Genomic DNA, 22,936 nt, shown 5'->3' on the forward strand with positions numbered 1-22,936 from the left:
CGCGGCCGTCACGGTGGCGTAGCGCAAGCTCGGCCGGATCGTCACGATCGTGTTCGTGACGACCACCGCCGGGATCAGGCCCAGGAGGACCGGCCCGCCGAGCGTATATGTCGCGATCAGGCCGACGACCGCCCCGATGCTGGCGCCGGCGATCCGGCCCACCGCATTCCTGTAGGTCAGGTCGGAGCTCACGCCGATGGTGAAGAGCACCGAGATGATACCTCAGGAGAGATGCGCCGGGGCGATCCGGTCGATCAGCAGATAGGCGGCGAGCGTCGCGACGCCGGTCTGCAGCGCGACCCGCAGGACCTGTCGCCTCTGCCGCCGCAAATCGTCGGAGGCGGCTTTCAATGTCCTCGAACTGATCAGAACGACCGCTTCCCTTGCTGAACCCGGTTCGGAGCCTTCGTTGCAGCGTACACCGCCGGCTCCGAACGCAGTGATGCGGCCCACCGGTTCCCGAAAAGGAACCGGTTCGGGCGAACGAAGAATAGTCCTGGCCCCGGTTGGCGATCTGGCCGAAGCAGCCGTTCGCATGTCACACGGCGGATAGCTGGAAGGAACCCGTCCTCACTCCGGGCGCTTCATATCCGCCCCTGGTTCACCCTCTTTGACAAGGCTTCCGCAGTCTCGACCCGCTCCGAGTAGCGATCGGTCAGAGCACCGGAGCGGCCACGCGTCATCAGGGTGAACTTCACCAGCTCCTCCATGACGTCGACGATGCGCATGTAGAGCGGCGAGGGGCGCATCCGGCCGGCGGCGTCGAACTCGTCCCAGGCTTTGGGAACGGAGGACTGGTTCGGGATCGTGACCATGCGCATCCACCGGCCGAGAACGCGCATCTGGTTCACCGCATTGAAGCTCTGCGATCCGCCGCAGACCTGCATGAGTGCGAGCGTCTTGCCCTGCGTGGGACGCACACCCCCGAGGGAGAGGGGGATCCAGTCGATCTGGCTTTTCATGACGCCCGTCATGGCCCCGTGGCGCTCCGGCGAGGACCAGACCATGCCTTCCGACCATGTCGCGAGATCGCGGAGCTCCGCGACCTTGGGGTGATCGTCCGGTGCGCCGTCGGGCAACGGCAGGCCCCTCGGGTCGAAGACGCGAACCTCCGCACCGAACCAGCGCAGCACCCGTGCCGCCTCCTCCGCGGCGAGGCGGGAGAAGGAGCGTTCGCGCAGGGAGCCGTAGAGGATCAGGATGCGCGGCGGATGCCCGTCGTCCCCGGGGGCGGCGTAGACCGCGGGTTCGATGGCGTGCAGGTGGTCGGCGTCGACGTTGGGCAGATCGGGAGCGGGGGTCACGGACGGACCACCTCCCCGTCTTCCTTGGTGAAATGGCCGATATCGGCGGCGTCGAGGACCTTCCAGACCTCTTCGGAGGGGCGGCACAGGCGCGTCCCCCCCCCCGCACCCACCACGATGGGACGGTTGATCAGGATCGGATGTGCCATCATCGCGTCGATCAGGTCGGCATCCGTCAGGTCCGGATCGTCGAGCCCGAGCTCCTCGTAGGGCGTGCCCTTGCGACGCAGCAGGTCGCGCGGGGTGATTGCCATTGCGGCGATCAGCGCTTCGAGCCGGTCCCGCGTGGGCGGTGTCTCGAGGTAGAGGATCACTTCGGGCTCGATGCCGGCGGTCCGGATCATGGCGAGCGTGTTGCGGGACGTGCCGCAGGCGGGGTTGTGGTAGATGGTGACCATGGATCAGGCTCCTGCAAAGCGGGCACGGGTGCGGTTGGCGAAGGCCACGAGCGACAGCATCACCGGCACCTCGACGAGCACACCCACGACGGTGGCGAGCGCCGCACCCGAGTTCAGGCCGAAGAGGCTGATGGCGACGGCGACGGCCAGCTCGAAGAAGTTCGACGTGCCGATCAAGGCGCAGGGCGCGGCGATCCGGTGCGGCACACGCATCGCCCAGGCGGCACCGTAGGCCAGCGCGAAGATGCCGTAGCTCTGAATGAAGATCGGCACCGCGATCATGGCAATGACCAGCGGCCGCTCCAGGATCGCGCCGCCCTGCAGGCCGAACAGGATCGCCACCGTGGCGATCAGCCCGAGGGCCGAGAGCGGCTTGATCCGGGCGGTGAAGGCGTCGATCCGGTCGCGGCTCCCGAGCGCCTGCCGGGTCAGGAACCCCGCGACGAGTGGCAGCACAACGTAGAGAACCGTCGCGAGCAGCAGCGTCTCCCACGGCACCGCGATCTCGGTCACACCGAGGAGGAACGCCACGATCGGTGCGAAGGCGACGATCATGATCAAGTCGTTCACCGAGACCTGCACCAGCGTGTAGGTCTCGTCCCCGCGGGTGAGCTGCGACCACACGAACACCATCGCCGTGCAGGGCGCGGCGCCCAGCAGGATGAGCCCCGCCACGTATTGCGCTGCATCTTCGGGTGCGAGGAAGGGCGCGAAGACGATCTCGAAGAACAACACCGCCAGCGCCGCCATGCTGAACGGCTTGATCAGCCAGTTCACCGCCAGCGTGATCAACAGCCCCCGCGGCTGCTTCGCCACCTGCGCGACCGCCCCGAAGTCGACGCCGACCATCATCGGGTAGACCATCGCCCAGATCAGCACCGCGACGACGAGATTGATCGAGGCGACCTCCGCCGCCGCGACGGTCTCGAAGAGTCCGGGGGCCAGCGAGCCGAGCACCAGTCCCGCCACGATGGCGAATGCCACCCACAGCGAAAGCCAGCGTTCGAAAGCCCCCATCGGAGAGGGGGCACTCTGCGTTGCATCGGTCATGATACTCTTCCCGTTCAGTCCCGCCGTCAGCAGGCGCAGGCGATGTCGTCGATGAGCGGCCGGCAGAGCGCGGGTTCACCTCCGCAGCAATCCTCGAGCAGAAACCGCAACAGCCCGGAGACCCCTTCGAAATCGGCGTAGTAACGGATCGACCGCCCCTCCCGGACATTGCGCACGAGCCCCGCGTGGCGCAGCACGGTGAGATTGGCCGACAGCGTGTTCTGCCGCACTTCCAGGGCTTCGCCGATCCGCCCGGCGGTCATTCCCTTCGGCCCGGCCTTGATGAGCAGGCGGAACGTGTCGAGCCGCGTTGACTGGCTCAAGGCAGCGAAGGCGGAAAGAGCAGTAAGAGAATCCATAATTCATGTAGTATGGATATATATGGCGTAGTCAAGTCTCCCTTGCCTGACTGTTCAGTCCCACGCTGTGATGGCGGAGTTCTGACTGCCACGGAGAGAGATGAACTAGGGGCCGGGTTCTGCACGGGAGCGTCACGACCACGCACGCGGTCCGAGCGGCGATACAGCGGTCGCAGGCAGTCTCGCAGCTGGCCGAGCGCTACGGACTCAGCGAGAAGACCGTCCGGAAGTGGCGCAAGCGCACGACCGTCGGGGACGCCCGGATGGGGCCGAAGGGAGGTCCGTTCGTCGGCTCTCGGCCCCGAGCAGGAAGGCATGTGCGGGGCCTTCCGCCACCAGCGCCTTCTCCGAAGTGCGGGGCGGCTCGAGGAAGCCCGAACTAGGAGCCCTGCTGCAGCTTGGGCACTCGCAAGCTCGAGGCTCCGAGCCGGGTATTCAGCTCTCGATCACGGTAGCCGTTGCGATAGGTCTGGCGGCCGTCGCCGCGCTCGTAGCGGTTCGCGCCGATAAGGCCCTCGGCACCGTGCTCCATCAGCGTCTGACGCACTATTTACGCCGCAGCGGGGAGAAATTCGCCCTCATCATGCTTTCGCAGCAGTTCGATCGGAAGCATGGTGGTCCCGGTCGTCGGGGTCTCCCTCGGTCCGTGGTTGAAGTCCGATAAATCCACTATAACCGACATCCTCGATGGCCACCCCGGCTGCACCGTCAGCGCAGCGTGAAGGTCCACCACGTGACGGAACACGACCCCGACAGATTGGCCCGCAGTGGTATCTGGCGGGTCTACCCGGTCTGGCGAGCAGAGGAAGAAACGATCGAACCCCCCGACGGAAGTGCCTGTGCAATCGCTTGTGACAATCGCTTCTCGGAAAAAGGCTTTTCCAGTCGAACGGAGATATGTCGTTCGCCACCTTCCGGCATTTCCGCGTATCCGGTGGCAAGGATGACTGGGAGGTCGGGGCATCCGTCGTGGATCAGCTCCGCGAGCTGCACCCCGGTCATCTTCGGCATCGCATGATCCGTGATGACGAGGTCGATATCCGTCCGCGTGGCGAGTATCTCGAGAGCCTTCTTACCCGAATTCGCCTCGAGGACCTCGTAGCCCATATCTTCCAGCAATCCGGTCGTTCCCATGAGCACAAGGGCGTCGTCGTCGACCGCAAGGATTGTGGCTTTCTCGGTCCGCAAGACCGACACCGGGCTTTCCACGGTCTCGACAGGACGACGCCGCACCGCGTCCTTCGCGACGGGAAGAAGCAGCTCTGCCGTCGTGCCTTTGCCCGGCTCGCTGGAAAGCTGCAAAGTGCCGCCCGATTGACTGGCGAATCCGTAGACCATCGAAAGGCCGAGCCCGGTTCCCTTTCCGACGCCCTTGGTCGTGAAGAACGGCTCCATCGCCTGCGCCAGCGTCGCGGCATCCATGCCCGTGCCGCTATCGGTGATCGCAATACGCACGTATTCGCCGGAGCCTGGCTCGCCCGACCCGCGAAGTTCCACGTTGTCGAGCATGATCGTAAGCCTGCCGTTTCCGTCCATCGCGTCCCGGCCATTGACGCAAAGGTTAAGGAGAGCGAGTTCGAGCTGATTGGCATCGACATGCGCCTCGGCCGTGTCCGGCGATAATGCATAGGAAATCTCGACCTGCGGACCGAGGGAACGCTCCAGAAGATCGCGAGTCCCTTCCAGCAAGGCTTCGACATTCACCGATTGCGCGTCGAGTTCCTGCTTTCGGGCGAAGGCGAGCATCCTCTGCGTCAGCCCGGCGCCCCTGTCGGTGGCCAGGATCGCGTTCTCGAGGCGTTTCGCCAGCCTGTCGTCCCCCGCTGGCAGACGGCGTAGCATAAGCTCGAGGTTCGACCGGATTGCCATCAACAAGTTGTTGAAGTCGTGCGCGACGCCGCCCGTGAGTTGTCCGATCGTCTCGAGTTTCTGGCTTTGCCGCAGGGCCGCCTCTGCCATGTCCCGAGCCGCTTCCGCGCGCTTCCGCTCGGTCACATCGACAATAGACGCCATGATTCTCGACACGGTCCCATCGCGGGCAATCGTCGTGCGCGCCGAAACGAGCACATCCGCGAGTTCGCCGCTCTTCTTGATGCAGACACACGGAAGGTCTTCGACGACCCCGGACTCGAACAGCGACTGGCGATACTCGGAATCGTGCGCCGCAAGGCTTTCGGCGGAGATGAAATCGACAATGCTGCGTCCGATCACCTCGTCGCGGCTGTCGTAGCCCATGAAGGCCAGCCACCGGTCGCTGACGCTGATCAGACGCTCGGAGGCATCGAGGGAATGCAGGGCGACCGGGGTCTTGGTATAGAGATCGGCGAGTTCGGCGGTACGATCCCGGACCGCGGTTTCAAGGTGTTCGCGTGACTTCGCGAGGGATTCGCGAGCCAGGACCTGCTCATGGATATCGGTGCAGCTTCCATACCAGCGGGTGGTGCGACCGTCTTCGTCCCGCACCGGCTGCGCCCGGCCCAGAACCCAGCGGTACTGTCCCGTGCGATGTCTCAGCCGATATTCGATATGATAGGTTTCGCCGGTTTCCAGACAACGCCGCCAGACCGACCAGGCGCGTTCCTGATCATCGGGGTGAAACATGCCGTTCCAGCCTTCGCCATCGGTCGATCCGGCGGGTACCCCGGTAAACTCGTACCATCGGTCGTTGTAGTAATCGTGGAAGCCGTCGGAGCGGGTCGACCAGATCATCTGGTCGACGGAATTGGCGATGGCGAGAAACTTCTGCTCGCTGTCACGCAGGTCGGCCTCGCGCGCTTGGAGTTCCAGCATACGCGCACGGACTTCGTATTGGCGGTGGCGCGCCTTGAGGGCGGACCGTGCGGCGCGCAGGATTTCGTCGCCATGCAGGGGGCGGGACAGCAGAAGGGCGTTGCCGAGCGCATCGATCCTGTCGAGTTCCGTTGCGGTGCGCGTCGCCCCGGTCCCGTTCGTCATGACCACGAACGGGAGGTCCGACCAGGCCGGCTGGTCGGCCAGCAACGCCTGCAAAGTGCCGAGATCGTGGCCCTGCAGCGCTTCCTCGGTGATCAGGACCGCGCCTATGCCCTGCGTCAGGAGATGACATAGATCAGCCAGGGATCGCAGTACGACACAGGGAATACCCGCCGCGGCAAGGAGGCTCCTCGCGACGTCCGCATCGCGCCCGCGCGGGGCCAGGATCGCGACATGGCCGGCCCGGGGGCCGCTACTCGTCGGCATGCGCCTCGCCGTCGATCAGCCGGTCGCCCTTGGCGGCAAAGCTCGGACTTCCGCTGAGAACTCCCCGGAAGCCCCTCATCGGGGCACCTATGACGAGACCCGTTCGGTTGATCTCGAGTTCGCGGATGGTGCGCTCGTGATCGGAGGTCCGGGTCTTGAGGACCGCCATCGACTTTCGGATCTCGCCGTCCGCCTCGAAGAACCGCAGCAACATGACCGTGTCCGCGAGATAGCTCATGTCAACGTCCGAGCGCAGCTCGCCGGTGATGCCGTGCTGGGCCAGGATCATGAGGGAGATCACGCCCTTCTGGCTGAGATAGCTTAGGAGCTCGTGCATCTGCAGGACCAGGAAGTTGTCACTCGGCATCGCGTGAAGATAGGCGTTGAGGCTGTCGATCACGATGACGCTCGCACCGTCCGTCTCGACCGAGCTCTGGACGGCGCCAGCGAATTCCCCGGGCGAAAGTTCTGCCGGATCGATCTGTCGGAGCATGAGTTGTCCGCGTTCGATATAGGGCCGAAGGTCCATGCCGAGCGCGGCCGACCGGATCAGAAGCGTTCCGAGCCGTTCGTCGAACAGGTAATAGGCCGCGCGCTGTCCGCGCTCCAGCGCCGCAATCATGCAACGGACGGCCGTGGTTGTCTTGCCCACTCCGGCGGGCCCCGAGAGCAGCGTGTTGGTGCCCGGCGTCAGCCCCTGACCGAGCAGCGCATCAAGCTCCGCGAGGCCGGTCGACAATGGCCGGGCATCGAAATTCGCGTGATGCTCGGCGGCAATCAGTCTCGGATAGACCCTGATGCCCCCCTTCTCGATGGTGAAGTCGTGATACCCGCCGCGGTATTGCAATCCGCGCATCTTGACGATCCTGAGACGCCGTCGTTCCGCCCCGAAGTCGCTTGCGGTCTGCTCCAGAAGGATGACGCCGTGGGCGATGGAATGCAGCTGCAGATCGCCCGGCTCCGCTGTGCGATCGTCGAGCATGAGTACCGTGCAGTTGCGGTTGGCGAAGAAGTGCTTCAATGCCAGAATCTGGCGGCGGTAGCGCAGCGGGTTCTGCGACAGGAGCCGGAGTTCCGACAGGCTGTCGAGCACGACGCGCTTCGGATTCGTCTCCTCGACCTTGGCAATGACGCCGCGCACGGTCTCGCCCAGTTCCACCTCGCTGGGGTGTAGGAGGGATTGCTCGTTGTCGCCGCTTATCCCGTCCTCGCTGACCAGTTCGAACAGGTCGAGCTCGTCGAGGGACCAGCCATGCGACCGCGAGACCGCGGTCAGTTCGCTTGTCGTTTCCGACAGCGTGACGTAAAGGCCCGTTTCTCCGGTCTTGAGACCCTCGAGAAGGAATTTCAGCGCCAGCGTGGTCTTGCCGGTACCTGGCGTTCCCTCAACGAGATAAAGACGACTGCTGGTCAATCCCCCTTGCAGGATATGGTCAAGGCCATCGGTGCCGGTCAGGCTGCGTTCGGCCTGCCCGGCTGGTTCGGATATCTTCTTGGCTTTCGTCATGGTTCAGGCCTCGCGCTCTGGAGGCTCCTTATTTCCGATCAAAAGGCGATTGCACTCCCTATGTGGCTCTCGCCAGCCATTCTTGCAGGATTCACGCACGTAATTAGATAAAGGGCGACCGTAATCTGACGCGACCTTGCTGCCCAGAGCCTGCCCGGAATTTGCTTCGAACCGATTTCGTTATCTTTCGAAGGCAATTACCGATCGCTGATGGGACGGTCTGCATTCGTCCGGGTGAAGTCGGCCCCGCGACCGAGACAAGTCGCCAGCAGTCGCGACGGCGGGGAGCGATCGTGACCGGGATGCGCCATGGGGTGATCTAGGCGCATCCACGCGGAAGGTCGTCGACAGCGAACGACCACGGCGGATGCGCGGCCCGTCAGGCGACGAGAAGCACGATCTTGCCGCGGACGTGGCCCGTTTCCAGCCGGTCCTGCGCGTCGGCGGCCCGTTCGAGCGGAAAGGTCTCGGCCACCACGGGGCGGAGCTGGCCCCGCGTGACGAGCCGCCCGATCTCCTCAAGCTGCGTGCCGTCGGGCTTCACGAGGAACGCGGTCGCCCGGGCGTCCTTCTCGCGCGCCTTTTCCTCCGACGGTTCCTGCAGGGAGGAGACCATCGCGCCGCCATGCCGGAGCACCGACCAGGACCGCTCCTGCGTTTCGCCGCCGATGAGGTCGAGCACGAGGTCGACCTCGCCCGTCTCCTCCTCGAAACGCGCGTTCCTGTAGTCGATCACGGTGTCGGCCCCCAGCTCCCGCAGGACGTCCTCGTCCCCGGCGGAGGCGGTCGCGAGGACGGTCGCGCCGCGCGCCTTGGCGATCTGTACGGCGAAATGGCCGACCCCGCCCGCGCCGCCATGGATCAGGACGCGCTGACCCGCCGTGAGCCCGCCGTGGTCGACGAGCCCCTGCCACGCGGTCAGCGCGGCAAGCGGGATCGCGGCGGCCTCGGCGTCGCTCAGGCCCTCGGGCACGGCGGCGGCATCGCCGGCGCTGACGACGACATGCTGCGCGTAGCCGCCGGCGGACACCATCGCATGAACGCGCGCGCCGCGAGCGAAGCTTTCGACGCCCTCGCCGACGGCCTCGACCGTGCCGGCGACCTCGTGGCCCATCGCGAGCGGCAGGTCGTCCCGGCTGACCATCGGATAGCTGCCCTCGCGGGTCTTGAAGTCCACCGGGTTCAGGCCGGCGGCGGCGACGCGGATACGAACCTCGCCGGGCCCCGGTTCGGGCACGGGCCGGTCCTCGACGCGAAGGACGTCGGAGGCGCCGAATTCGTGGATGCGGATCGTCGTGGACATGTTGCGTCACCTTTCCTTATCTGCGGACGGGCGCGCGGGGCGGCGCGCCCGTCCGGTTCGGGCTGAACAGACGGGCAGGCCGGATGTTCCGCCGACCGGGGCGGACGTGACCGCGCCGCGGCCGGGCGCGCGCCGTCCTTTCCCGTGGAACGCGGCCTGGCGCGCCGAGGGTGGCACGGGGTCGCGGGACGCGGTGTTCGCCGGAACCTGCGGGGCCGCCCGGGGTCGGGTTCGCGACAAGCGGGCGGGACATATGGTCTGTCCGGCAGAGGGAGGTGCGACATGACGGAACATCGATGCGACGTGGCCGTGATCGGGGCCGGCACGGCGGGGCTCGCGGCGGAGCGCGCCGCGCGGGCGGCGGGTGCGACGACCCGGCTCATCGACGAGCGCTTCGCCGGAACGGTCTGCGCGACGGTCGGCTGCATGCCGTCGAAGCTGTTGATCGCCGCGGGGCAGGCGGCGCACCGCGCCCGCCGCGCGCCGATTTTCGGGATCGAGCCGGGCGGGGTGACGGTGGACGGCGCCGCCGTGATGGCCCGGCTGCGGACGGAGCGCGACCGCTTCGTCGCGGCCACGCGGGCCTCCTTCGACGAGCTGCCTTCGGGGACGTGTCTGAAGGGCCGGGCGCGGTTCACCGGACCCGCGCGGCTCGCGCTGGACACCGGCGACACGGTGGACGCCCGGGCCGTGGTGATCGCGGCGGGCGCCTTCCCGATGGTGCCGGGACCGTTCCAGGCTTTGGGCGATCTGGTCCTGACGAACCGGACGGTGTTCGAGCTCGAAACGCTGCCCGGCTCGCTCGCGGTGATCGGCGGCGGGGCCATCGGGCTGGAGCTCGCGCAGGCCATGGCCCGCCTCGGCGTGCGCACCTCCCTCTTCGATCATGCCGAGACGCTGGGCGGGTCGAGGGACGCGGCGGTGCAGGGGGCGCTGGCGGAGGTTCTGGGCGAGGAGGTGACCCTCCATCTCGGCGTCGAGGTCGAGGCCGAGCGGCTGGGGGACGCGGCCTGCCTCCGCTGGTCGGGCGCGTCCGAGGGGGAGGCGCGTTTCGAGCGCGTGCTCGTCGCCACCGGCCGGCCGCCACAACTCGCCGTTCTCGACCTCGAGGCCGCGGGGCTGCCGCTCGACGACGGGGGCGTGCCCCGGTTCGATCCGGGGACGCTGCAATGCGGCGACGCGCCGGTCTTCGTGGCGGGGGACGCGAATGGCGACCGCCCGGTGCTTCACGAAGCCGCCGACGAGGGGGCGCTGGCAGGGCGGAACGCCGCCGCCTGGCCCGACGTCGCGTCCGTGGCGCGTTCCGTGCCGTTCCGCCTGACCTTCACCGATCCGCCTTTCGCCGTGCTGGGCGCGCCGGCCGGGGAGGGGAGCGTCATCGGCACCGCGTCCTACGCCGATCAGGGGCGGGCGCGGGTGGAGGCGAGGGCGGAAGGACTCGTCCGCCTTTACGCCGACGCGCCGGACGGGCGGCTGACGGGGGCGGAACTCTTCGCGCCGGGAGCCGATCACATGGCACATCTGCTGGCGCTGGCGCTGGCGCGGGGGGAGACGGCGGCCGCGCTCCTCGACCTGCCGTTCTATCACCCGACGCTGGAGGAGGGGCTGAAGCCCGCGCTGCGCGAGATCTGCGGGGCCACGGAGGTCGCCTCGCGGAGCGGGCGGGACAACGGCGACCCGCCCGGCGCGTGAAGGGCGGGGCGCGGGCTACGGAGCGCCGAAAGCCGCGGCGCGACGCTGACGGACGAGGAGGGCGCGTTCCGGAGAAACACGCCGCAGGTCGCGCCGGACCTCGGGCAGTCTCACGACCGATGCGCCTGCGACGTCGAGGACGACGATGGGGGCGCGTCAATCCCGGAGGCAGCGGTCGAGGTAATGGGCCGCCGAGATCAGGGCGAGGTGGGTGAAGGCCTGCGGGAAGTTCCCGAGCTGGTCGCCGGCGGGGCCCGTCTCCTCGGCGAAAAGGCCGAGATGGTTGCCGTAGCCCAGCATCTTGTCGAAGAGGTAGCGCGCCTGCTCCACGTCGCCGGCGCGGGCGAGGCATTCCACGTACCAGAACGAGCACATGTTGAACGTGCCCTCCAGCCCGTCGAGCCCGTCGTCGTTGGCCCCGTCCCGCGTGGCGTAGCGGAACACGAGACTGTCGTCGGTGAGCTCCCGACCCACGGCCTCGAGCGTGGAAAGCCAGCGCGGATCGGTGGGCGAGATGAAGCGGACGAGCGGCATCAGCAGGCAGGACGCGTCGATCGCCTCGCTGTCGAGGCTCTGGACGAAGTAGCCGCGCGCCTCGTTCCAGAATTGCGTGTGGATCTCGGTGCGGATGGCGTCGCGGATGCTGCGCCAGCGTTCGATGGGGGCGGGCAGGGACCGCTTCACCGCGAGACGGACCCCGCGGTCGAAGGCCACCCAGCACATCAGGCGCGAATGTAGGAAGTGCCGCCGGCTCCCGCGCACCTCCCAGATGCCCTCGTCGGGCTCGTTCCAGTGCTCCTCCAGCCATGTCAGGTTGCGGACGATGCCTTCCCACGCGTACCAGGGCACCATGTGCCCGCTCTTGTCGACCAGATAGACCGCGTCCATGGGCTCGCCGTAGATGTCGAGCTGAAGCTGGTCGTGCGCGGCATTGCCGACCCGGACGGGGGCGGAGCGCTGGTGGCCGCGCAGGCTGTCCAGCACGGTTTCCGGCAGGTCGGTGCGCCCGTCATAGCCGTAGAGCACGTGGAGCGGCCCGTTCCGCTCGGCATCGTCCTCCTCGCGGTGGGCCACGCAGGTGCCGAGCCAGCCCATGAACGCCTCCGCCTCCGCCCGGTGGCCGAGGCGGAGAAAGGCGTAGACGGCGAAGGCCCCGTCGCGGATCCAGGTGTAGCGGTAATCCCAGTTGCGCTCGCCGCCGATCCGCTCCGGCAGGCCGAAGGTCGCGGCGGCGAGGATCGAGCCGTGCCCGGCCGAGGTCAGCAGCTTCAGCGTCAGCGCGGAGCGGTTCACCGTATGGCGCCAGCGACCGCGATAGGTCGAGCGGTCGGTCCAGTCCCGCCAGAAGTTCGTGCAATGCTTGAAGGCCCCGACCGCCCAGGCGTCGAGATCCGCCTCGCATTCGGTCGCGGCGTCCTGAAGCACGAAAAGCGCGTTCTCCCCCGGGCCGAGGCGCAGGTCGGCGGCGACGGCATCGTCTTCGACGCGGAGGGGCACGTTCGCGCATAGTCGCAGACGGGTCGCGTCGGCGCCGGTCGAGCGCATGACCACGCCGTTCTCCTCGGCCACGCAATGCGTGCCGGCGCGGGCATAGTCGAAGCGGGGGGCGCAGCGCATCGTGACCCGGAACTCACCCCGGATGGCCTTGATGCGCCGCACCAGCCTCTGCGGCGCGCCCGCCCCCTGCGGCACCATGAAGTCGGAGATCTCGGCCACCCCGTGCTCCGACAGGAACCGGGTGAGCAGGACGTTGGTGTCGGGCAGGTAGAGCTGCCGGTGGCGGGCCTGCGGCAGCTCGGGCGTGATCGCGAACGCCCCGCCGCGCTCGCTGTCGAGCAGGCTCGCGAAGACGGAGGGGCTGTCGAAGCGGGGCCAGCAGAGGTGGTCGATCGTCCCGTCCAGTGTGACGAGCGCGGTGGTCGCGAGGTCTCCGATGATGCCGTGGTTCTCGATCGGGGTTTCGGTCATGCGAACGGCCTGCTGCGCGGTTTCTGGGTTTCCCGGGCGTTTAGGACGAACGCGCCGGAGACGGAATTGCGCGGATTGTCCCAAGGCCGGCGTCAGGCGGCGCAGGGAGTCGTGGTGGCCACCGGCAGGAGCGACCAGAACGCGGCGACGAGCCCGACCCAGCCGCCGAGGACGCTGACCCGCCGCACGAGGGGTCGGTCGGCGCCGAAACGGTCCGAACGCAGGGCGCCGAGAAGCGCGACCTGCATGAGGATCGTCAGTCCCCACGCGGCGACGAGAAGAAGGCGCAACGGCGACGGGCCGTCCGCCGTGGCGTCCCAACCCGCCGCGCAGCCGAGACCCTGCAGCCCGTAGACGGCGCTGAAGGTCGCGAGCCAAAGGAGCGGCGCGACGAGGATGCGCGCGAGGTCGATCACGCGATGAGGCCCGGCAGATGGGCGAGCCCGAGGGTCGCCGCCGCCACCAGCGCCGCGTAATCGGCCCAAAGGCGGACGATCGGGAACTCGGCCCGGCGGGCGGGCGAGGTGTAGCCGCCCCGCACCCGCAACAGCAGGAAGCCAGTCATCAGCGCCAGCAGCGCCGCGTGGAACAGCGCGTAGCTGCCCATCATGGTCAGCGTGGCGTCGTAGGCATGGCCGGCCGGATCGGGGATGCGCCCGAGGAACGAGACGAGCGCGCCGAGGAGCGCCAGCGCCCCCGCCGCGGCGAGCAGGAGGCCCGGCACGGGGCGGCCCCGGCGATTGCCGCGGACCGCCAGACGCAGCCCGGCCGCGCCGGCGACGGCACCGCCCGCGCCGACGGCGAGCTCCGCCGGGGCGGCGGGAAGCCAGGCCGGGGGCGGCCAGCCCGGCGCCACGGTCCACAGGAACGCGTAGCCGAACAGGAGCGAGCCGAAGAGGGTCGCGTTCGCGGTGAGCAGAAAGACCGAGCCCCACCAGCCCGGCGCGCGGTCGGTTTCCCCGGCGAGGGGCAGGGCGAGGCCGTGCCCCGCATCCTGCGGCCCGGCATCTGCGCGCGCGCCCAGCCCCCAGACCCAGCGGCAGGCGAGCGCCGCGACGCCCGCGAGCGCCAGCGGCGTGATCCAGTAGGTCTTGAGAAGGAGCGACAGGAAGAAGAGCCCCGTCACCGCCGCCATGAGGACGGGCAGGGCGGTGTTCGGCGGAAAGATCACCATGTAGTCGGGCCGCCCGCTGCTCGTGTCGACGGTCAGCGTTTCCCGACGGTCCTGCGCGGGCGTGCCGAGATGACCCTCCCCCCGCGCGAGGCGGAGGGGCAGGGCGGGGTCGAACGCGAGCGGGTCGCGGTCCGTGACGCGGGGCAGGCTGGCGAAGTTGTAGGCCGGCGCGGGCAGCAGCATCGCCCATTCGAGCGTGCCGGCCTTCCACGGATTGCGGGCGGTGCGGGCCGAGATCATCGTGTGCAGCACCACGTCGATCAACACGAGCGCCAGGCCGATCGCCATGACGAAGCCGCTGATGGTGGAGACGAGGTTGATGGCGCTCCACCCAGTTTCGGGGTCGTAGGTCTCGATCCGGCGGCGCTGGCCCAGGAGGCCGACCCAGTGCATCGCGAGGAACGTGCCGTGGAAGCCGAGGAAAATCAGCGCGAAGGCCGCCTCGCCCAGCTTGAAGAAGCGCCGTCGCCCGCTGAAATGCGGCAGCCAGTAATAGATGCCGGCCAGCACCGGAAAGACGAAGCCGCCGAACAGGACGTAATGGAGATGCGCGGTGATGAAGGCGGTGTCGTGCGCCTGCCAGTCGAAGGGCACCACGGCGACCATGACCCCGGTGAGCCCGCCCATGACGAAGGTGGCGAAGAAGCCGAGGATGTGCAGCATCGGCAGGCGGAGTTGCGGACTGCCCTTCCAGAGCGTCCCGATCCAGGCGAAGATCTGCACCGCCGTCGGCACCGCCACCAGCGTCGAGGCCGCCGAGAAGAAGGCGAGCCCCATATGCGGGATGCCGGTGGTGAACATGTGGTGGACCCAGAGGCCGAAGCTCAGGAAGGCGAGCGCCACGGCCGCGGCGACCACCCAGCCGTAGCCCAACAGCGTGGTGCGGGCCATGACCGGCAGCACGGTCGAGACGATCCCCGCCGCCGGCAGGAAGATAATGTAGACCTCGGGATGGCCGAAAAGCCAGAACAGGTGCTGCCACAGAAGCGCGTCGCCCCCCAGGGCCACCTGGAAGAAGGGCATGCCGAAGGCGCGCTCGAGCTCCAGCAGGATCGAGCCGAGAATGAGCGGCGGGAACCCGGTCAGGATCATCAGCGAGGTGACGAGCGCGTACCACGCGAAGATCGGCATCCGGTCGAGCGACATGCCCGGCGCCCGGTATCGCAGGATCGAGACGGAAAACTCCACCGCCGCGGCGATGGCCGAGATCTCCACGAAGGTGATGCCGATCAGCCAGAAATCCGTATTAATCCCCGGTGAGTAGATCGCGCCGGACAGCGGCGGATACATGAACCAGCCGCCCTTCGGCGCGATGCCGAACAGAAGCGAGACCAGCATCATCGTGCCGCCGAAGGCGTAGCACCAGTAGCCGTAGGCGGTGAGGCGCGGAAAAGCGAGGTCGCGGGTGCCGAGCAGCTTCGGCAGCAGGTAGACCGCGAGCCCCTCGAAGGCGGGGATCGCGAACAGGAACATCATGATCGTTCCGTGCATCGTGAAAAGCTGGCTGTAGGTCTCTGCGCCCACGAAGGCCGAGTTCGCGGTGGCGAGCTGCGCCCGGATCAGCATGGCGAGCACGCCGCCCACGGCGAAGAAGAAGAACGCGGTAACGAGGAACATCCGGCCCAGATCGGTGTGGTTCACCGTCGTGAACCAGCCGCGCCAGCCCGGGTCCGAGGCCCAGATCCGCGTGAGCCGGCGATGGCGGGCGAGCGTGTTCACGGGCGTTCTCCGCGCAGAAAGGCGCTCCAGCCCGCCGCGTCGTGCGCGTGGACTTCGAAGTGGTGGCCGGCATAGCCCGCGCCGCTGTATTCGGCGCTCAGGCCGGCATAGACCCCCGGACGGTCGGCCTCCAGCCGGAGCACGTTCACATGACCCGGGATCGCGTCGAGCTTGCCGGCGAGCCGGGGCACCCAGAAGCTGTGGATCACGTCGCGGGTCGTGATGGCGACGTCCACCGGCCGGCCGGCGGGGATGTGGAGGACACCCTGCGTCACGCGGCCTTCCGCGTCGTCGTAGCCGAAGGACCAGATCCATCGCTGCGCCACGGCCGAGACGCTCACGACGTCCGAACCGGCCCGCGGCATCAGGCGCTCGCCCACCCAGAGCCCGTAGAACAACAGCGCGGCCAGGACGGCGAACGGGAAGGCGAGGCCGAGGCCGTGGATCCACACCCGTTCCCCGCGCGCGCCGTCCGCGCCGTCCGCCACGGGGCGCGACCGGAAGGCGCCCCAGAGAAGACCCGCCACGAGAAGGCAGATCAGCGCCGCGCCCGCCAGCATCACCCACCAGAGCGTCGCGATCGCCGCCGCGGCGGGCCCCGCCGGGGCGACGACGGACAACGCTTCGTTGCAACCCGCCAGCGCGAGCGGCATTGATGCGAGAACGCCCCCGCGCAGGAGCCGCCGCCCGTGCCCGAACAGGTCCAGAACGCCGACGAGACCCTGATCGACCCGATCACCAGCCATCCCGGATGGGATCAGACGGAGTCGAAGATCTCGATCCACGGGCATCCGATCCACGCGATGACGGTCTCCTTCCCGGTCGCGCTGACCTTCTGCACCTTCGGGGCCGACCTCCTCTACTGGTGGACGGGCGATCCGTTCTGGGCGCGGGCCGGCATCTGGGCGGCGGGAACCGGGTTCCTGTTCGGGATGCTGGCCGGGCTGTCGGGAACGATGGAGCTTTTGTTCGTGTCGGGCATCCGCGCGCGGGCCGCGGCCTGGACGCATTTCATCATCGCGGTCCTGCTGCTGGCGCTTCTGGGCACGAACTGGGGCCACCGGCTCTATGGCTATGAGACGGCGGTGCTGCCCTACGGGCTGCTTCTGTCGAGCGTCTGCGTGCTCGTGGTGGCGTTCACCGGATGGCATGGCGGCAAGCTCGTCTTCGACTATCGGCTGGGAACGTCGAAGGGCAGCGACTGATCCCTCGGCGTGGAAAGCCAGTCCGGAAAGCGGATGTCCCCCAGATCCGGCTTTGCCGTGACGAGGGTGATCACGGCAAGGATCGGGACCATCACCCCGAAGACGAGCGGCAACGGAGGCGGCGGGCGATGCATGCCGGACGTTTCCGCCACGCGGACGAGGATGTTGCCGAGCCAGGCGTGGAAGGCGACCATCGCGCCCACGAAAACGAGCTTCAGGAAGAGCCACGGCACGAACGCCTCGCGCAGGAAGATGAGCCAGGTGCCCGAGATCACCGCGATCACCGCCATGGGCGTCATCAGGAACGTGAAGGTGAGATGGGTCGAACGGCGCACGCGCGTGTAGTCCGCCTGCGCGATGGCCGGATCGTGGAGCGCCAGCATCAGCGGCAGCGCGATCAGCGCCGCGCACCAGACGCTGAGCGCCGTGACATGGAGCGCCTTCACGTGCGGGACCAGGACCGAAAGCGTCTCGATCATGCCGGTGCCCGCCGGAGCGCGGTCCAGCCGCGCCGCGCCACGAACGCCGCCACCGCCGCGTAGGGCAGACCCGCCGGAACCCACATCAGGAGTCCGCCGAGCCGCTGGTCGTCGAGCGGCGCGAGGCCCCAGGCGAAGGGTGCGAGCAGATGCGCCTCGTAGAGCGGTTGCGGGGCGAAGAACAGGATCGCGCCGAGCATGCCCATCTGCGCGAAGGCCGCCACGATCAGCGTCAGCGCCTCCACCCCGGAGCGCTCCGGCGCGAGGACGACGCGCCAGAACCAGACCGCGCTGCCCAGCAGGGAAAGCTGCATGAGCCAGTAGACCCCCACATGCGATAGCGCGAGGTCGTAGGCCCCGGGCCAGTGCCAGGCCCAGAGCGTCGCCGTCGACACCGCGAAGGCTGACGCCGGCAGGCCCGCGCCCCGCGGTCCGGCGGCCCGCACCAGAAGCGGAGCGGCCACCGCCACGAGTAGCACGTGATGCACCACGCGGGCGGAGAAGAGCGCGGAGGACAAAGCGCAGAGCGGCGACACGAAGGCGAGGAACAGGACCGCCACGGCGAGGCGCCCCGAGATGGTCCGCCAGACCAGTGCGGCGAGGAGCGCGAGCGCCCCCAGAAGGACCGGGTCGAGGTTCCAGCGCGACCAGAGCTCGGCCGGAAGGGGCGCGACGCCGCAATAGATTCGATCCATGTCGTCTCCGTTCGTCTTGGAGATCGGCCGGGGCAGGGGGCCGCCCCGCCATCGGTCCGGCGCGTTCCGGGCAGCCCGCGGGGATCCCGCGCCGCGCCCCATCTGTATCGGTTTCGGCCCGGCGGTCCAGCCCGAACGCGCCCGCCCGCTCAGCGGCGGCCGAGCTCGTCGAGGGCGTCGGGATCGGTCCTGTCACCGAGCAGGAGCGCGACGGGCCGGAGCGGCCGGACATGCACGGAGATCACGGTGATCGCGATGGTGACGGGGACGGCGAGGACGGTCCCGACGATCCCCCAGACCCAACCCCAGAAGAGCAGGGCGACCAGCACCACCAGCGGCGACAGCGCGACCTGCCGGCCCTGCACGCGTGGATCGACGTAGTTGCCCATGATCTGTTCGATGACGAGCAGGCCGCCGCCGATCGCCAGCGCCGTGCCGACGTCCTTTTGCAGAAAGGCATAGAGGATCGGGAGGATGCCCGCGATCAGCGAGCCGAAGGTCGGGATGAAGTTCAGGAAGAAGGCCAGCAGGCCCCAGACGATCAGCAGGTCGAGGCCGAAGATCCACAGCCAGGCCATGTAGAGGATCCCGGTCAGCAGGCCCATGAAAGCGCGTGCCAGCAGATACCATCGCAACCGCTCGGCGACGACGCCGACTGCTTCCAGCGCGTCGTGACGGGATCCGCCGGCCAAGCTGGCGACCTTCTCCTTCCAGAGTGGGGCCTCGATCAGCATCAGGAGGGTCAGGAAGAAGATCAGCACGAGAGAGCCCATGGTCGCCTCCGCGGCGCCAAGGATGGCCGAGGCATGTTCCGATGCCCATTCCGCCAGACGCGCGCCCGGGGAACGGTCCGACATGTCGAAGATCGCCTTGACACTGTCCGGAAGGATCCCGGTGTCGGTCTCCGCCGCCGGCACGCCTGACGTCCCCGACGCGGCACCTTCCGGGGACCGGAGGCCGCCGTCGAGGTCCAGGGGGAAGCGGTCCACCACCCGTCTCGCCGCGAACCAGACGGCGCCGAGAAAGACAAGGAGAGCTCCCACGATCGTGCCCATCGCCGCGACGTGTCCGAGCCATCGAAGCCGGCCCGGCACGTGTGCGGCGATCCGGCGATCCACCGGCGCGACGAGAAGCACGAGAAAGACCGAAAAGACGAGGGGGACGACCACGGGGGCCGTCGCGCGCAGTGCCCAGCCAAGAAGAATCAGGGCGATCGCCACGACGCATCCCGGCAGCAGGGTCCCCGCAAGGCCCCGCGCGTCCCGGCGCTCCGGGTCGTCCCCCGGCGCGTCCCGGCTCATCGGCGCACCGGAACCGGGCGTCCCGGCGCCCGGCCGGCGCGTGTCAGCGGGTTCGGCTTTGGCGCGTCCATCCGATCCGGTCCCGTCCTGCCCGACCCGTCCATCGCGGGGGCCGTTCTCGAACCAAAGCGGACGGGCGGCCCGATTGTTCCGGGTGGGGCCGGAGTCTCGCGGCCCCGCGTCGGGTTTCCGTCGCGGCACCGCCGGACGCCTCGGAGCGTGCATATTGGGTGGCCGGGACGACGCGATCCCGTCCGATGCGAGGCAAGGCCGAACCGCCCGACGGCCAGCGGCACGGCCGCCACCAGCCCCGCCGACCGGATCACGAAGCCGCCGTTCCGCATGGGCAAGCCCGCGGGGAAGATGGCGATGACGGGCGGAGCTTGGGAACCCGAGGTGGTAATCCACTCCATGTCGATGTTCGCCCCTTCGGCAACCGCCTGGGGTCACGGACGTGTCATGGCGGGAAGCGGGGCATTGGGCGTCACGGAATTGAACGATTCCGTCGCGTATCTGCGGACCGTTCGTCGGTGGTCTCGACCTGGGTCACGACGCTGGCTTCGTCCTCGATCGCGGGCGGTCCTGCGAGCGGTGGCGGGCTCTCGACGATCCCGGTCTTTAAGGCGGAGGCGTAATTGATCGTGAAGCGACCCGTCCTGCATCCGTCCAACCTGCCGGGAATGATGGCGGGCACTGGCAATCCCGTGATGTCGATGTGGCGGGAAGGGCCGGACGGTGCCGGTCCTGCTCCGTGGGGGTGACGGTCAGCCGGCAGGCGCCCGTAGGCGCGGTCGTGGCGACGTGTTGCCGCTGACTGCGAGGGGGATCCGCTGCTGATCAGCCGGGTTTTTCGGGTGCGATTACGGCTCTGGACGGTTCCAAACCGGCGGATACGCTTGCCGGCGTGTCATCCCTGGCGCGTCGCCAATGCGCAAAGTCTCGTCGGAAACGGGATCGGCCGATCGTGTACGGCACGATCGACCGATACTGGGGTCACGGATCGTCGGGGGCCGACGACGGACTTCGAGCGGAGATTGACGCCGGCCTGATCGGAAAGGTGCCGGAGGCCGAAGCGTCACACGATCTTCCGGCGTCCTGTCATGGAGCGATCACGGGGCATCACATCGAAGCGCGCCTGACGAACCGTTTCCAGTCGCCCGTCATCGACGTGAACCGGTTCCGCGAGCCGCGCGGGGCATGTCCGGGTCGGGGCGTACGAAGCGTTGCACCGCCCAGATCGCGGCCGCGCCGCCGATCCCGATGAGGTCGGTCACGATGCCGCCTTCGATCATGAAGAGCGCGACGACGCCGAGCGCGATCTGAAGCCACCAGGCGATGCGTCCGCCGAGGAACCAGCCCTGCACCGCGGCCGAGAGCAGGTAGACCCCCGCCGTCGCGGTCAGGACCGCGCGGCCGATCTCCGGCCAGGTCCCGTCCATCAGCAGCGCCGAGTTGTAGAAGAACATGAACGGAACGACGAAGGCGGTGATGCCGATCTTGAACGACGCCATCGAGGTGGCCATCGGATTGGCGCCCGAGATACCCGCAGCGGCGTAGCTCGCCAGGGCGACGGGGGGCGTGATCGCGCTGACGACGGCGAAGTAGAAGACGAAGAAATGCGCCGTGAGCGGCTCGATCCCGAGGTTCGTCAGGCCCGGCGCGACGACGCTCGCCGCGACCGCATAGGCGGCCGTCGTCGGCATCCCCATCCCGAGCATGATCGCGATGCACATCGCGAAGAACAGCGCCAGCAGCTCCGACGCCCCGGCGATGCCGAGCAGCAGCGAGGAGAAGCGCGCACCGATCCCGGTCAGCGCGATCACGCCCACGATGATGCCGGCGCAGGCGCAGACCGCGATGATTTGGATCGACATGATGCCGGCAAGCTCGAACGCGCGGCCGATCTGGCGCAGGCCCATGCGGTAGGGCGTCAGCCAGGAGACGACGGCGGCAGAAAGCGTGGCGAGCGTGCCCGCGCGGATCACCGAATAGCCCATGAACAGCGCCCCGATCAGGATGACGATCGGAAGGAACAGGTAGACCTGCCGCGCCATCTTGCGGAACTTCGGCAATTCGTCCTCGCGCATGCCCCGCATGCCGAGCTTGGCCGCCTCGAAATCCACCATGAAGTAGATCGACACGAAGTACAGGATCGCGGGGATGATCGCGGCGAGCGCGATCTCGGTGTAGGGAATGCCGGTGATCTCGGCCATGATGAACGCGCCGGCCCCCATGATCGGCGGCATGATCTGTCCGCCGGTCGAAGCGGCGGCTTCCACGGCCCCCGCGGTCGTGGACTTGTATCCGACCTTCTTCATCAGCGGGATCGTCAGCGAGCCGGTCGCCACGACGTTGCCCGCGGAGGTGCCGTTGATCATGCCCATCAGGCCGGAGGCGAAGATCGCGACCTTTGCCGGTCCGCCCCGCGAACGCCCGGCGGCGGCGAAGGCGAAGTTGACGAAATAATCGCCGACCTTGGAGGCCGACAGGAACGCCGCGAAGATGATGAAGAGGATGATGTAGGTCGAGGACACCGCCGTGGTCGGCCCCAGGATGCCCGCATCGGTGTAGACCTGACTGAAGAACCGCTCCCATGAGATCGCGGGCGAGTTCAGGAAGCCGGGCAGGAATTGCCCGGTGAAGACATAGACGAGGAAAATGCCCGAAATGACGACGAGCGCGAGGCCCGCGACCCGGCGCGTGAGTTCCAGGATCAGCGCGACGCCCGCCACCGCGGCGAGCGAAATGCCGATCGGCGCGAACGGCGTGCCGGTCGAGTTGCGCATCAGGGTGCCGTAGATCGTGATCAGATAGACCGCGACGGACAGGGCGCAAATGCCCAGCACGATGTCGGGCGCGGCGAAACCGCCGCGAGGGTGCCGATGGACCCAGCTCAGGACGATGCCGCCCGCGGTGGCCGCGAGGAGGGGGGCGCCGAACCACCAGATCTCCCGGCCCCGGATGCCGGGATCCATGCCGTTCCACATCGCGCCGTTGGCGATCTCGATCGAGAACGACAGCGCGGTGCCGAGCGAAACGAGGCCCACCACCGCGAAGGCCCAGGAGAGCCCGTCGACCGCGCGTGTCCCCTTGGACGCGTCCTCGGCAAACGCGCGGCCGGCGAACATCGCGAAGCCCAGCAGCAGCGCGCCGGCGACGTGGACGATGCGGAAGTTCCAGGTTTCCATCGGGAAGGTCGGCAGGAGCGGCAGCTCGACCCCGGTCCACCGCTCGATCGATATGCCGTTCAGGGCCGCCATGTGAAACGCCGCGTAAAGTCCGGCGAACCAGGCCATCAGGCTCAGCCGCCAGCCTGAATAGTCGCGGCGGTTGGCCTCGACAGGTTCGTCGTCGACGCCTTCGGCGATCACCCCGCCGCCTTCGGCGAGCCCCCCCGCTTCGAGCTTCGGCTTCGTTTCTAGGTCGTCCCGGCTTTCGGCCATGTCGTTCTTTCCCCGTGGACCGGCTCCGCACCGGTTACGCGATCTTCCGGTGCGTCAAGGCACCTTTCCTAGTCCGAAAGGACCGCACCTCAAAAGAGGCGCGGTTCCGACCATGCCGAC

19 protein-coding genes and 3 pseudogenes are annotated in these 22,936 nt (G+C 68.2%); 4 read left to right on the plus strand and 18 right to left on the minus strand.

Going from position 1 to position 22,936, the window contains the following annotated elements:
- The 6 genes and pseudogenes from Q1B08_RS13190 to Q1B08_RS13215 form a co-directional block, all read right to left on the minus strand.
- Positions 1 to 210 (minus strand): annotated as a pseudogene (locus tag Q1B08_RS13190) (hypothetical protein); the annotation flags it as partial.
- A 12-nt stretch (positions 211 to 222) separates the two neighbouring features.
- A complete protein-coding gene (locus Q1B08_RS13195; RefSeq protein ID WP_299819572.1) occupies positions 223 to 351 on the minus strand; it encodes a hypothetical protein in 129 nt (42 codons plus the stop codon).
- Positions 352 to 584: 233 nt separating this feature from the next.
- Positions 585 to 1,304 carry an arsenical resistance protein ArsH gene (gene arsH / locus Q1B08_RS13200; RefSeq protein WP_299819575.1) on the minus strand — a complete coding sequence of 240 codons (720 nt, stop codon included), beginning with the start codon at positions 1,302 to 1,304 and terminating at the stop codon, positions 585 to 587.
- Positions 1,301 to 1,702 (minus strand): arsenate reductase (glutaredoxin), encoded by a 402-nt coding sequence (gene arsC, locus Q1B08_RS13205; RefSeq protein WP_299819578.1) that lies wholly within the window; start codon positions 1,700 to 1,702, stop codon positions 1,301 to 1,303. Before arsC ends, arsH begins: the two co-directional genes overlap by 4 nt.
- Before the next feature lie 3 nt (positions 1,703 to 1,705).
- Positions 1,706 to 2,752: an ACR3 family arsenite efflux transporter gene (gene arsB / locus Q1B08_RS13210; RefSeq protein WP_299819581.1), complete on the minus strand. Its 1,047-nt coding sequence runs from the start codon at positions 2,750 to 2,752 to the stop codon at positions 1,706 to 1,708.
- A gap of 26 nt (positions 2,753 to 2,778) precedes the next feature.
- Positions 2,779 to 3,111 (minus strand): metalloregulator ArsR/SmtB family transcription factor, encoded by a 333-nt coding sequence (locus Q1B08_RS13215; RefSeq protein ID WP_299819584.1) that lies wholly within the window; start codon positions 3,109 to 3,111, stop codon positions 2,779 to 2,781.
- Between the two features lie 119 nt (positions 3,112 to 3,230).
- Here Q1B08_RS13215 and Q1B08_RS13220 point away from each other — a divergent pair.
- A pseudogene (locus tag Q1B08_RS13220) lies at positions 3,231 to 3,444 on the plus strand (transposase); the annotation flags it as partial.
- A 49-nt stretch (positions 3,445 to 3,493) separates the two neighbouring features.
- On the opposite strand, the pseudogene Q1B08_RS13225 reads toward Q1B08_RS13220, so the two are convergent.
- Positions 3,494 to 3,724 (minus strand): annotated as a pseudogene (locus Q1B08_RS13225) (transposase); the annotation flags it as partial.
- A 170-nt stretch (positions 3,725 to 3,894) separates the two neighbouring features.
- A complete protein-coding gene (locus Q1B08_RS13230) occupies positions 3,895 to 5,820 on the minus strand; it encodes a hybrid sensor histidine kinase/response regulator (RefSeq protein ID WP_299819588.1) in 1,926 nt (641 codons plus the stop codon).
- Between Q1B08_RS13230 and Q1B08_RS13235 the strand changes: the two genes are divergently transcribed.
- Positions 5,788 to 6,198: a hypothetical protein gene (locus Q1B08_RS13235; RefSeq protein WP_299819591.1), complete on the plus strand. Its 411-nt coding sequence runs from the start codon at positions 5,788 to 5,790 to the stop codon at positions 6,196 to 6,198. The two genes, Q1B08_RS13230 and Q1B08_RS13235, sit on opposite strands and share 33 nt — an antisense overlap.
- Positions 6,199 to 6,316: 118 nt before the next feature.
- Here the strand turns inward: Q1B08_RS13235 and Q1B08_RS13240 are convergent, their stop codons facing one another.
- Both Q1B08_RS13240 and Q1B08_RS13245 read right to left on the minus strand, forming a co-directional pair.
- Positions 6,317 to 7,837: an ATPase domain-containing protein gene (locus Q1B08_RS13240; RefSeq protein WP_299819594.1), complete on the minus strand. Its 1,521-nt coding sequence runs from the start codon at positions 7,835 to 7,837 to the stop codon at positions 6,317 to 6,319.
- A 379-nt stretch (positions 7,838 to 8,216) separates the two neighbouring features.
- On the minus strand, positions 8,217 to 9,140 hold the full coding sequence (locus tag Q1B08_RS13245; RefSeq protein ID WP_299819597.1) for an NADP-dependent oxidoreductase: 924 nt from the start codon (positions 9,138 to 9,140) through the stop codon (positions 8,217 to 8,219).
- A gap of 282 nt (positions 9,141 to 9,422) precedes the next feature.
- Between Q1B08_RS13245 and Q1B08_RS13250 the strand changes: the two genes are divergently transcribed.
- Positions 9,423 to 10,832 carry a dihydrolipoyl dehydrogenase gene (locus tag Q1B08_RS13250; RefSeq protein ID WP_299819600.1) on the plus strand — a complete coding sequence of 470 codons (1,410 nt, stop codon included), beginning with the start codon at positions 9,423 to 9,425 and terminating at the stop codon, positions 10,830 to 10,832.
- Positions 10,833 to 10,988: 156 nt separating this feature from the next.
- Here Q1B08_RS13250 and Q1B08_RS13255 read toward each other — a convergent pair whose 3' ends face one another.
- From Q1B08_RS13255 to Q1B08_RS13270, 4 genes are all read right to left on the minus strand, one after another.
- Positions 10,989 to 12,800 (minus strand): glycoside hydrolase family 15 protein, encoded by a 1,812-nt coding sequence (locus tag Q1B08_RS13255; RefSeq protein ID WP_299819603.1) that lies wholly within the window; start codon positions 12,798 to 12,800, stop codon positions 10,989 to 10,991.
- A gap of 92 nt (positions 12,801 to 12,892) precedes the next feature.
- Positions 12,893 to 13,216, minus strand: a complete 324-nt coding sequence (locus Q1B08_RS13260; RefSeq protein ID WP_299819606.1) for a hypothetical protein — start codon at positions 13,214 to 13,216, stop codon at positions 12,893 to 12,895.
- Entirely contained in the window at positions 13,213 to 15,693 is a 2,481-nt protein-coding gene (gene ctaD, locus Q1B08_RS13265; RefSeq protein WP_299819609.1) for a cytochrome c oxidase subunit I, read from the minus strand. Before ctaD ends, Q1B08_RS13260 begins: the two co-directional genes overlap by 4 nt.
- Positions 15,690 to 16,346, minus strand: a complete 657-nt coding sequence (locus Q1B08_RS13270) for a cytochrome B (protein WP_299819612.1) — start codon at positions 16,344 to 16,346, stop codon at positions 15,690 to 15,692. Before Q1B08_RS13270 ends, ctaD begins: the two co-directional genes overlap by 4 nt.
- Positions 16,347 to 16,382: 36 nt before the next feature.
- On the opposite strand from Q1B08_RS13270, the gene Q1B08_RS13275 reads away from it, so the two are divergent.
- The gene (locus tag Q1B08_RS13275) at positions 16,383 to 16,898 is read left to right on the plus strand and encodes a DUF2231 domain-containing protein (RefSeq protein WP_299819615.1); all 516 of its coding nucleotides are present in this window, start codon (positions 16,383 to 16,385) and stop codon (positions 16,896 to 16,898) included.
- On the opposite strand, the gene Q1B08_RS13280 is transcribed toward Q1B08_RS13275, so the two are convergent.
- The 4 genes from Q1B08_RS13280 to Q1B08_RS13295 form a co-directional block, all read right to left on the minus strand.
- On the minus strand, positions 16,865 to 17,377 hold the full coding sequence (locus tag Q1B08_RS13280; protein WP_299819618.1) for a CopD family protein: 513 nt from the start codon (positions 17,375 to 17,377) through the stop codon (positions 16,865 to 16,867). The genes Q1B08_RS13275 and Q1B08_RS13280 overlap by 34 nt on opposite strands.
- Positions 17,374 to 18,072, minus strand: a complete 699-nt coding sequence (locus tag Q1B08_RS13285; RefSeq protein WP_299819621.1) for a cytochrome c oxidase assembly protein — start codon at positions 18,070 to 18,072, stop codon at positions 17,374 to 17,376. The genes Q1B08_RS13280 and Q1B08_RS13285 overlap by 4 nt, the downstream gene beginning before the upstream one ends.
- Positions 18,073 to 18,221: 149 nt before the next feature.
- Complete coding sequence (locus Q1B08_RS13290) at positions 18,222 to 19,373, minus strand: AI-2E family transporter (protein WP_299819625.1); 1,152 nt, start codon at positions 19,371 to 19,373, stop codon at positions 18,222 to 18,224.
- A 1,160-nt stretch (positions 19,374 to 20,533) separates the two neighbouring features.
- Positions 20,534 to 22,816: a TRAP transporter fused permease subunit gene (locus tag Q1B08_RS13295; RefSeq protein WP_299819627.1), complete on the minus strand. Its 2,283-nt coding sequence runs from the start codon at positions 22,814 to 22,816 to the stop codon at positions 20,534 to 20,536.
- Positions 22,817 to 22,936 lie beyond the last annotated feature (120 nt).

This window comes from uncultured Jannaschia sp. (assembly GCF_947494025.1).
GTDB lineage: Bacteria > Pseudomonadota > Alphaproteobacteria > Rhodobacterales > Rhodobacteraceae > Jannaschia.

What these genes read in the sequence shown, in the direction of transcription:
- Q1B08_RS13240 (WP_299819594.1), bottom strand. Translation starts at nt 7,837, where the DNA reads ATGACGAAAGCCAAGAAGATATCCGAACCAGCCGGGCAGGCCGAACGC.
- Q1B08_RS13285 (WP_299819621.1), bottom strand. Translation starts at nt 18,072, where the DNA reads ATGGATCGAATCTATTGCGGCGTCGCGCCCCTTCCGGCCGAGCTCTGG.
- Q1B08_RS13280 (WP_299819618.1), bottom strand. Translation starts at nt 17,377, where the DNA reads ATGATCGAGACGCTTTCGGTCCTGGTCCCGCACGTGAAGGCGCTCCAT.
- Q1B08_RS13215 (WP_299819584.1), bottom strand. Translation starts at nt 3,111, where the DNA reads ATGGATTCTCTTACTGCTCTTTCCGCCTTCGCTGCCTTGAGCCAGTCA.
- arsB (WP_299819581.1), bottom strand. Translation starts at nt 2,752, where the DNA reads ATGACCGATGCAACGCAGAGTGCCCCCTCTCCGATGGGGGCTTTCGAA.
- Q1B08_RS13295 (WP_299819627.1), bottom strand. Translation starts at nt 22,816, where the DNA reads ATGGCCGAAAGCCGGGACGACCTAGAAACGAAGCCGAAGCTCGAAGCG.
- Q1B08_RS13290 (WP_299819625.1), bottom strand. Translation starts at nt 19,373, where the DNA reads ATGAGCCGGGACGCGCCGGGGGACGACCCGGAGCGCCGGGACGCGCGG.
- Q1B08_RS13250 (WP_299819600.1), top strand. Translation starts at nt 9,423, where the DNA reads ATGACGGAACATCGATGCGACGTGGCCGTGATCGGGGCCGGCACGGCG.
- Q1B08_RS13255 (WP_299819603.1), bottom strand. Translation starts at nt 12,800, where the DNA reads ATGACCGAAACCCCGATCGAGAACCACGGCATCATCGGAGACCTCGCG.
- Q1B08_RS13230 (WP_299819588.1), bottom strand. Translation starts at nt 5,820, where the DNA reads ATGATCTGGTCGACCCGCTCCGACGGCTTCCACGATTACTACAACGAC.
- Q1B08_RS13270 (WP_299819612.1), bottom strand. Translation starts at nt 16,346, where the DNA reads ATGCCGCTCGCGCTGGCGGGTTGCAACGAAGCGTTGTCCGTCGTCGCC.
- arsC (WP_299819578.1), bottom strand. Translation starts at nt 1,702, where the DNA reads ATGGTCACCATCTACCACAACCCCGCCTGCGGCACGTCCCGCAACACG.
- Q1B08_RS13245 (WP_299819597.1), bottom strand. Translation starts at nt 9,140, where the DNA reads ATGTCCACGACGATCCGCATCCACGAATTCGGCGCCTCCGACGTCCTT.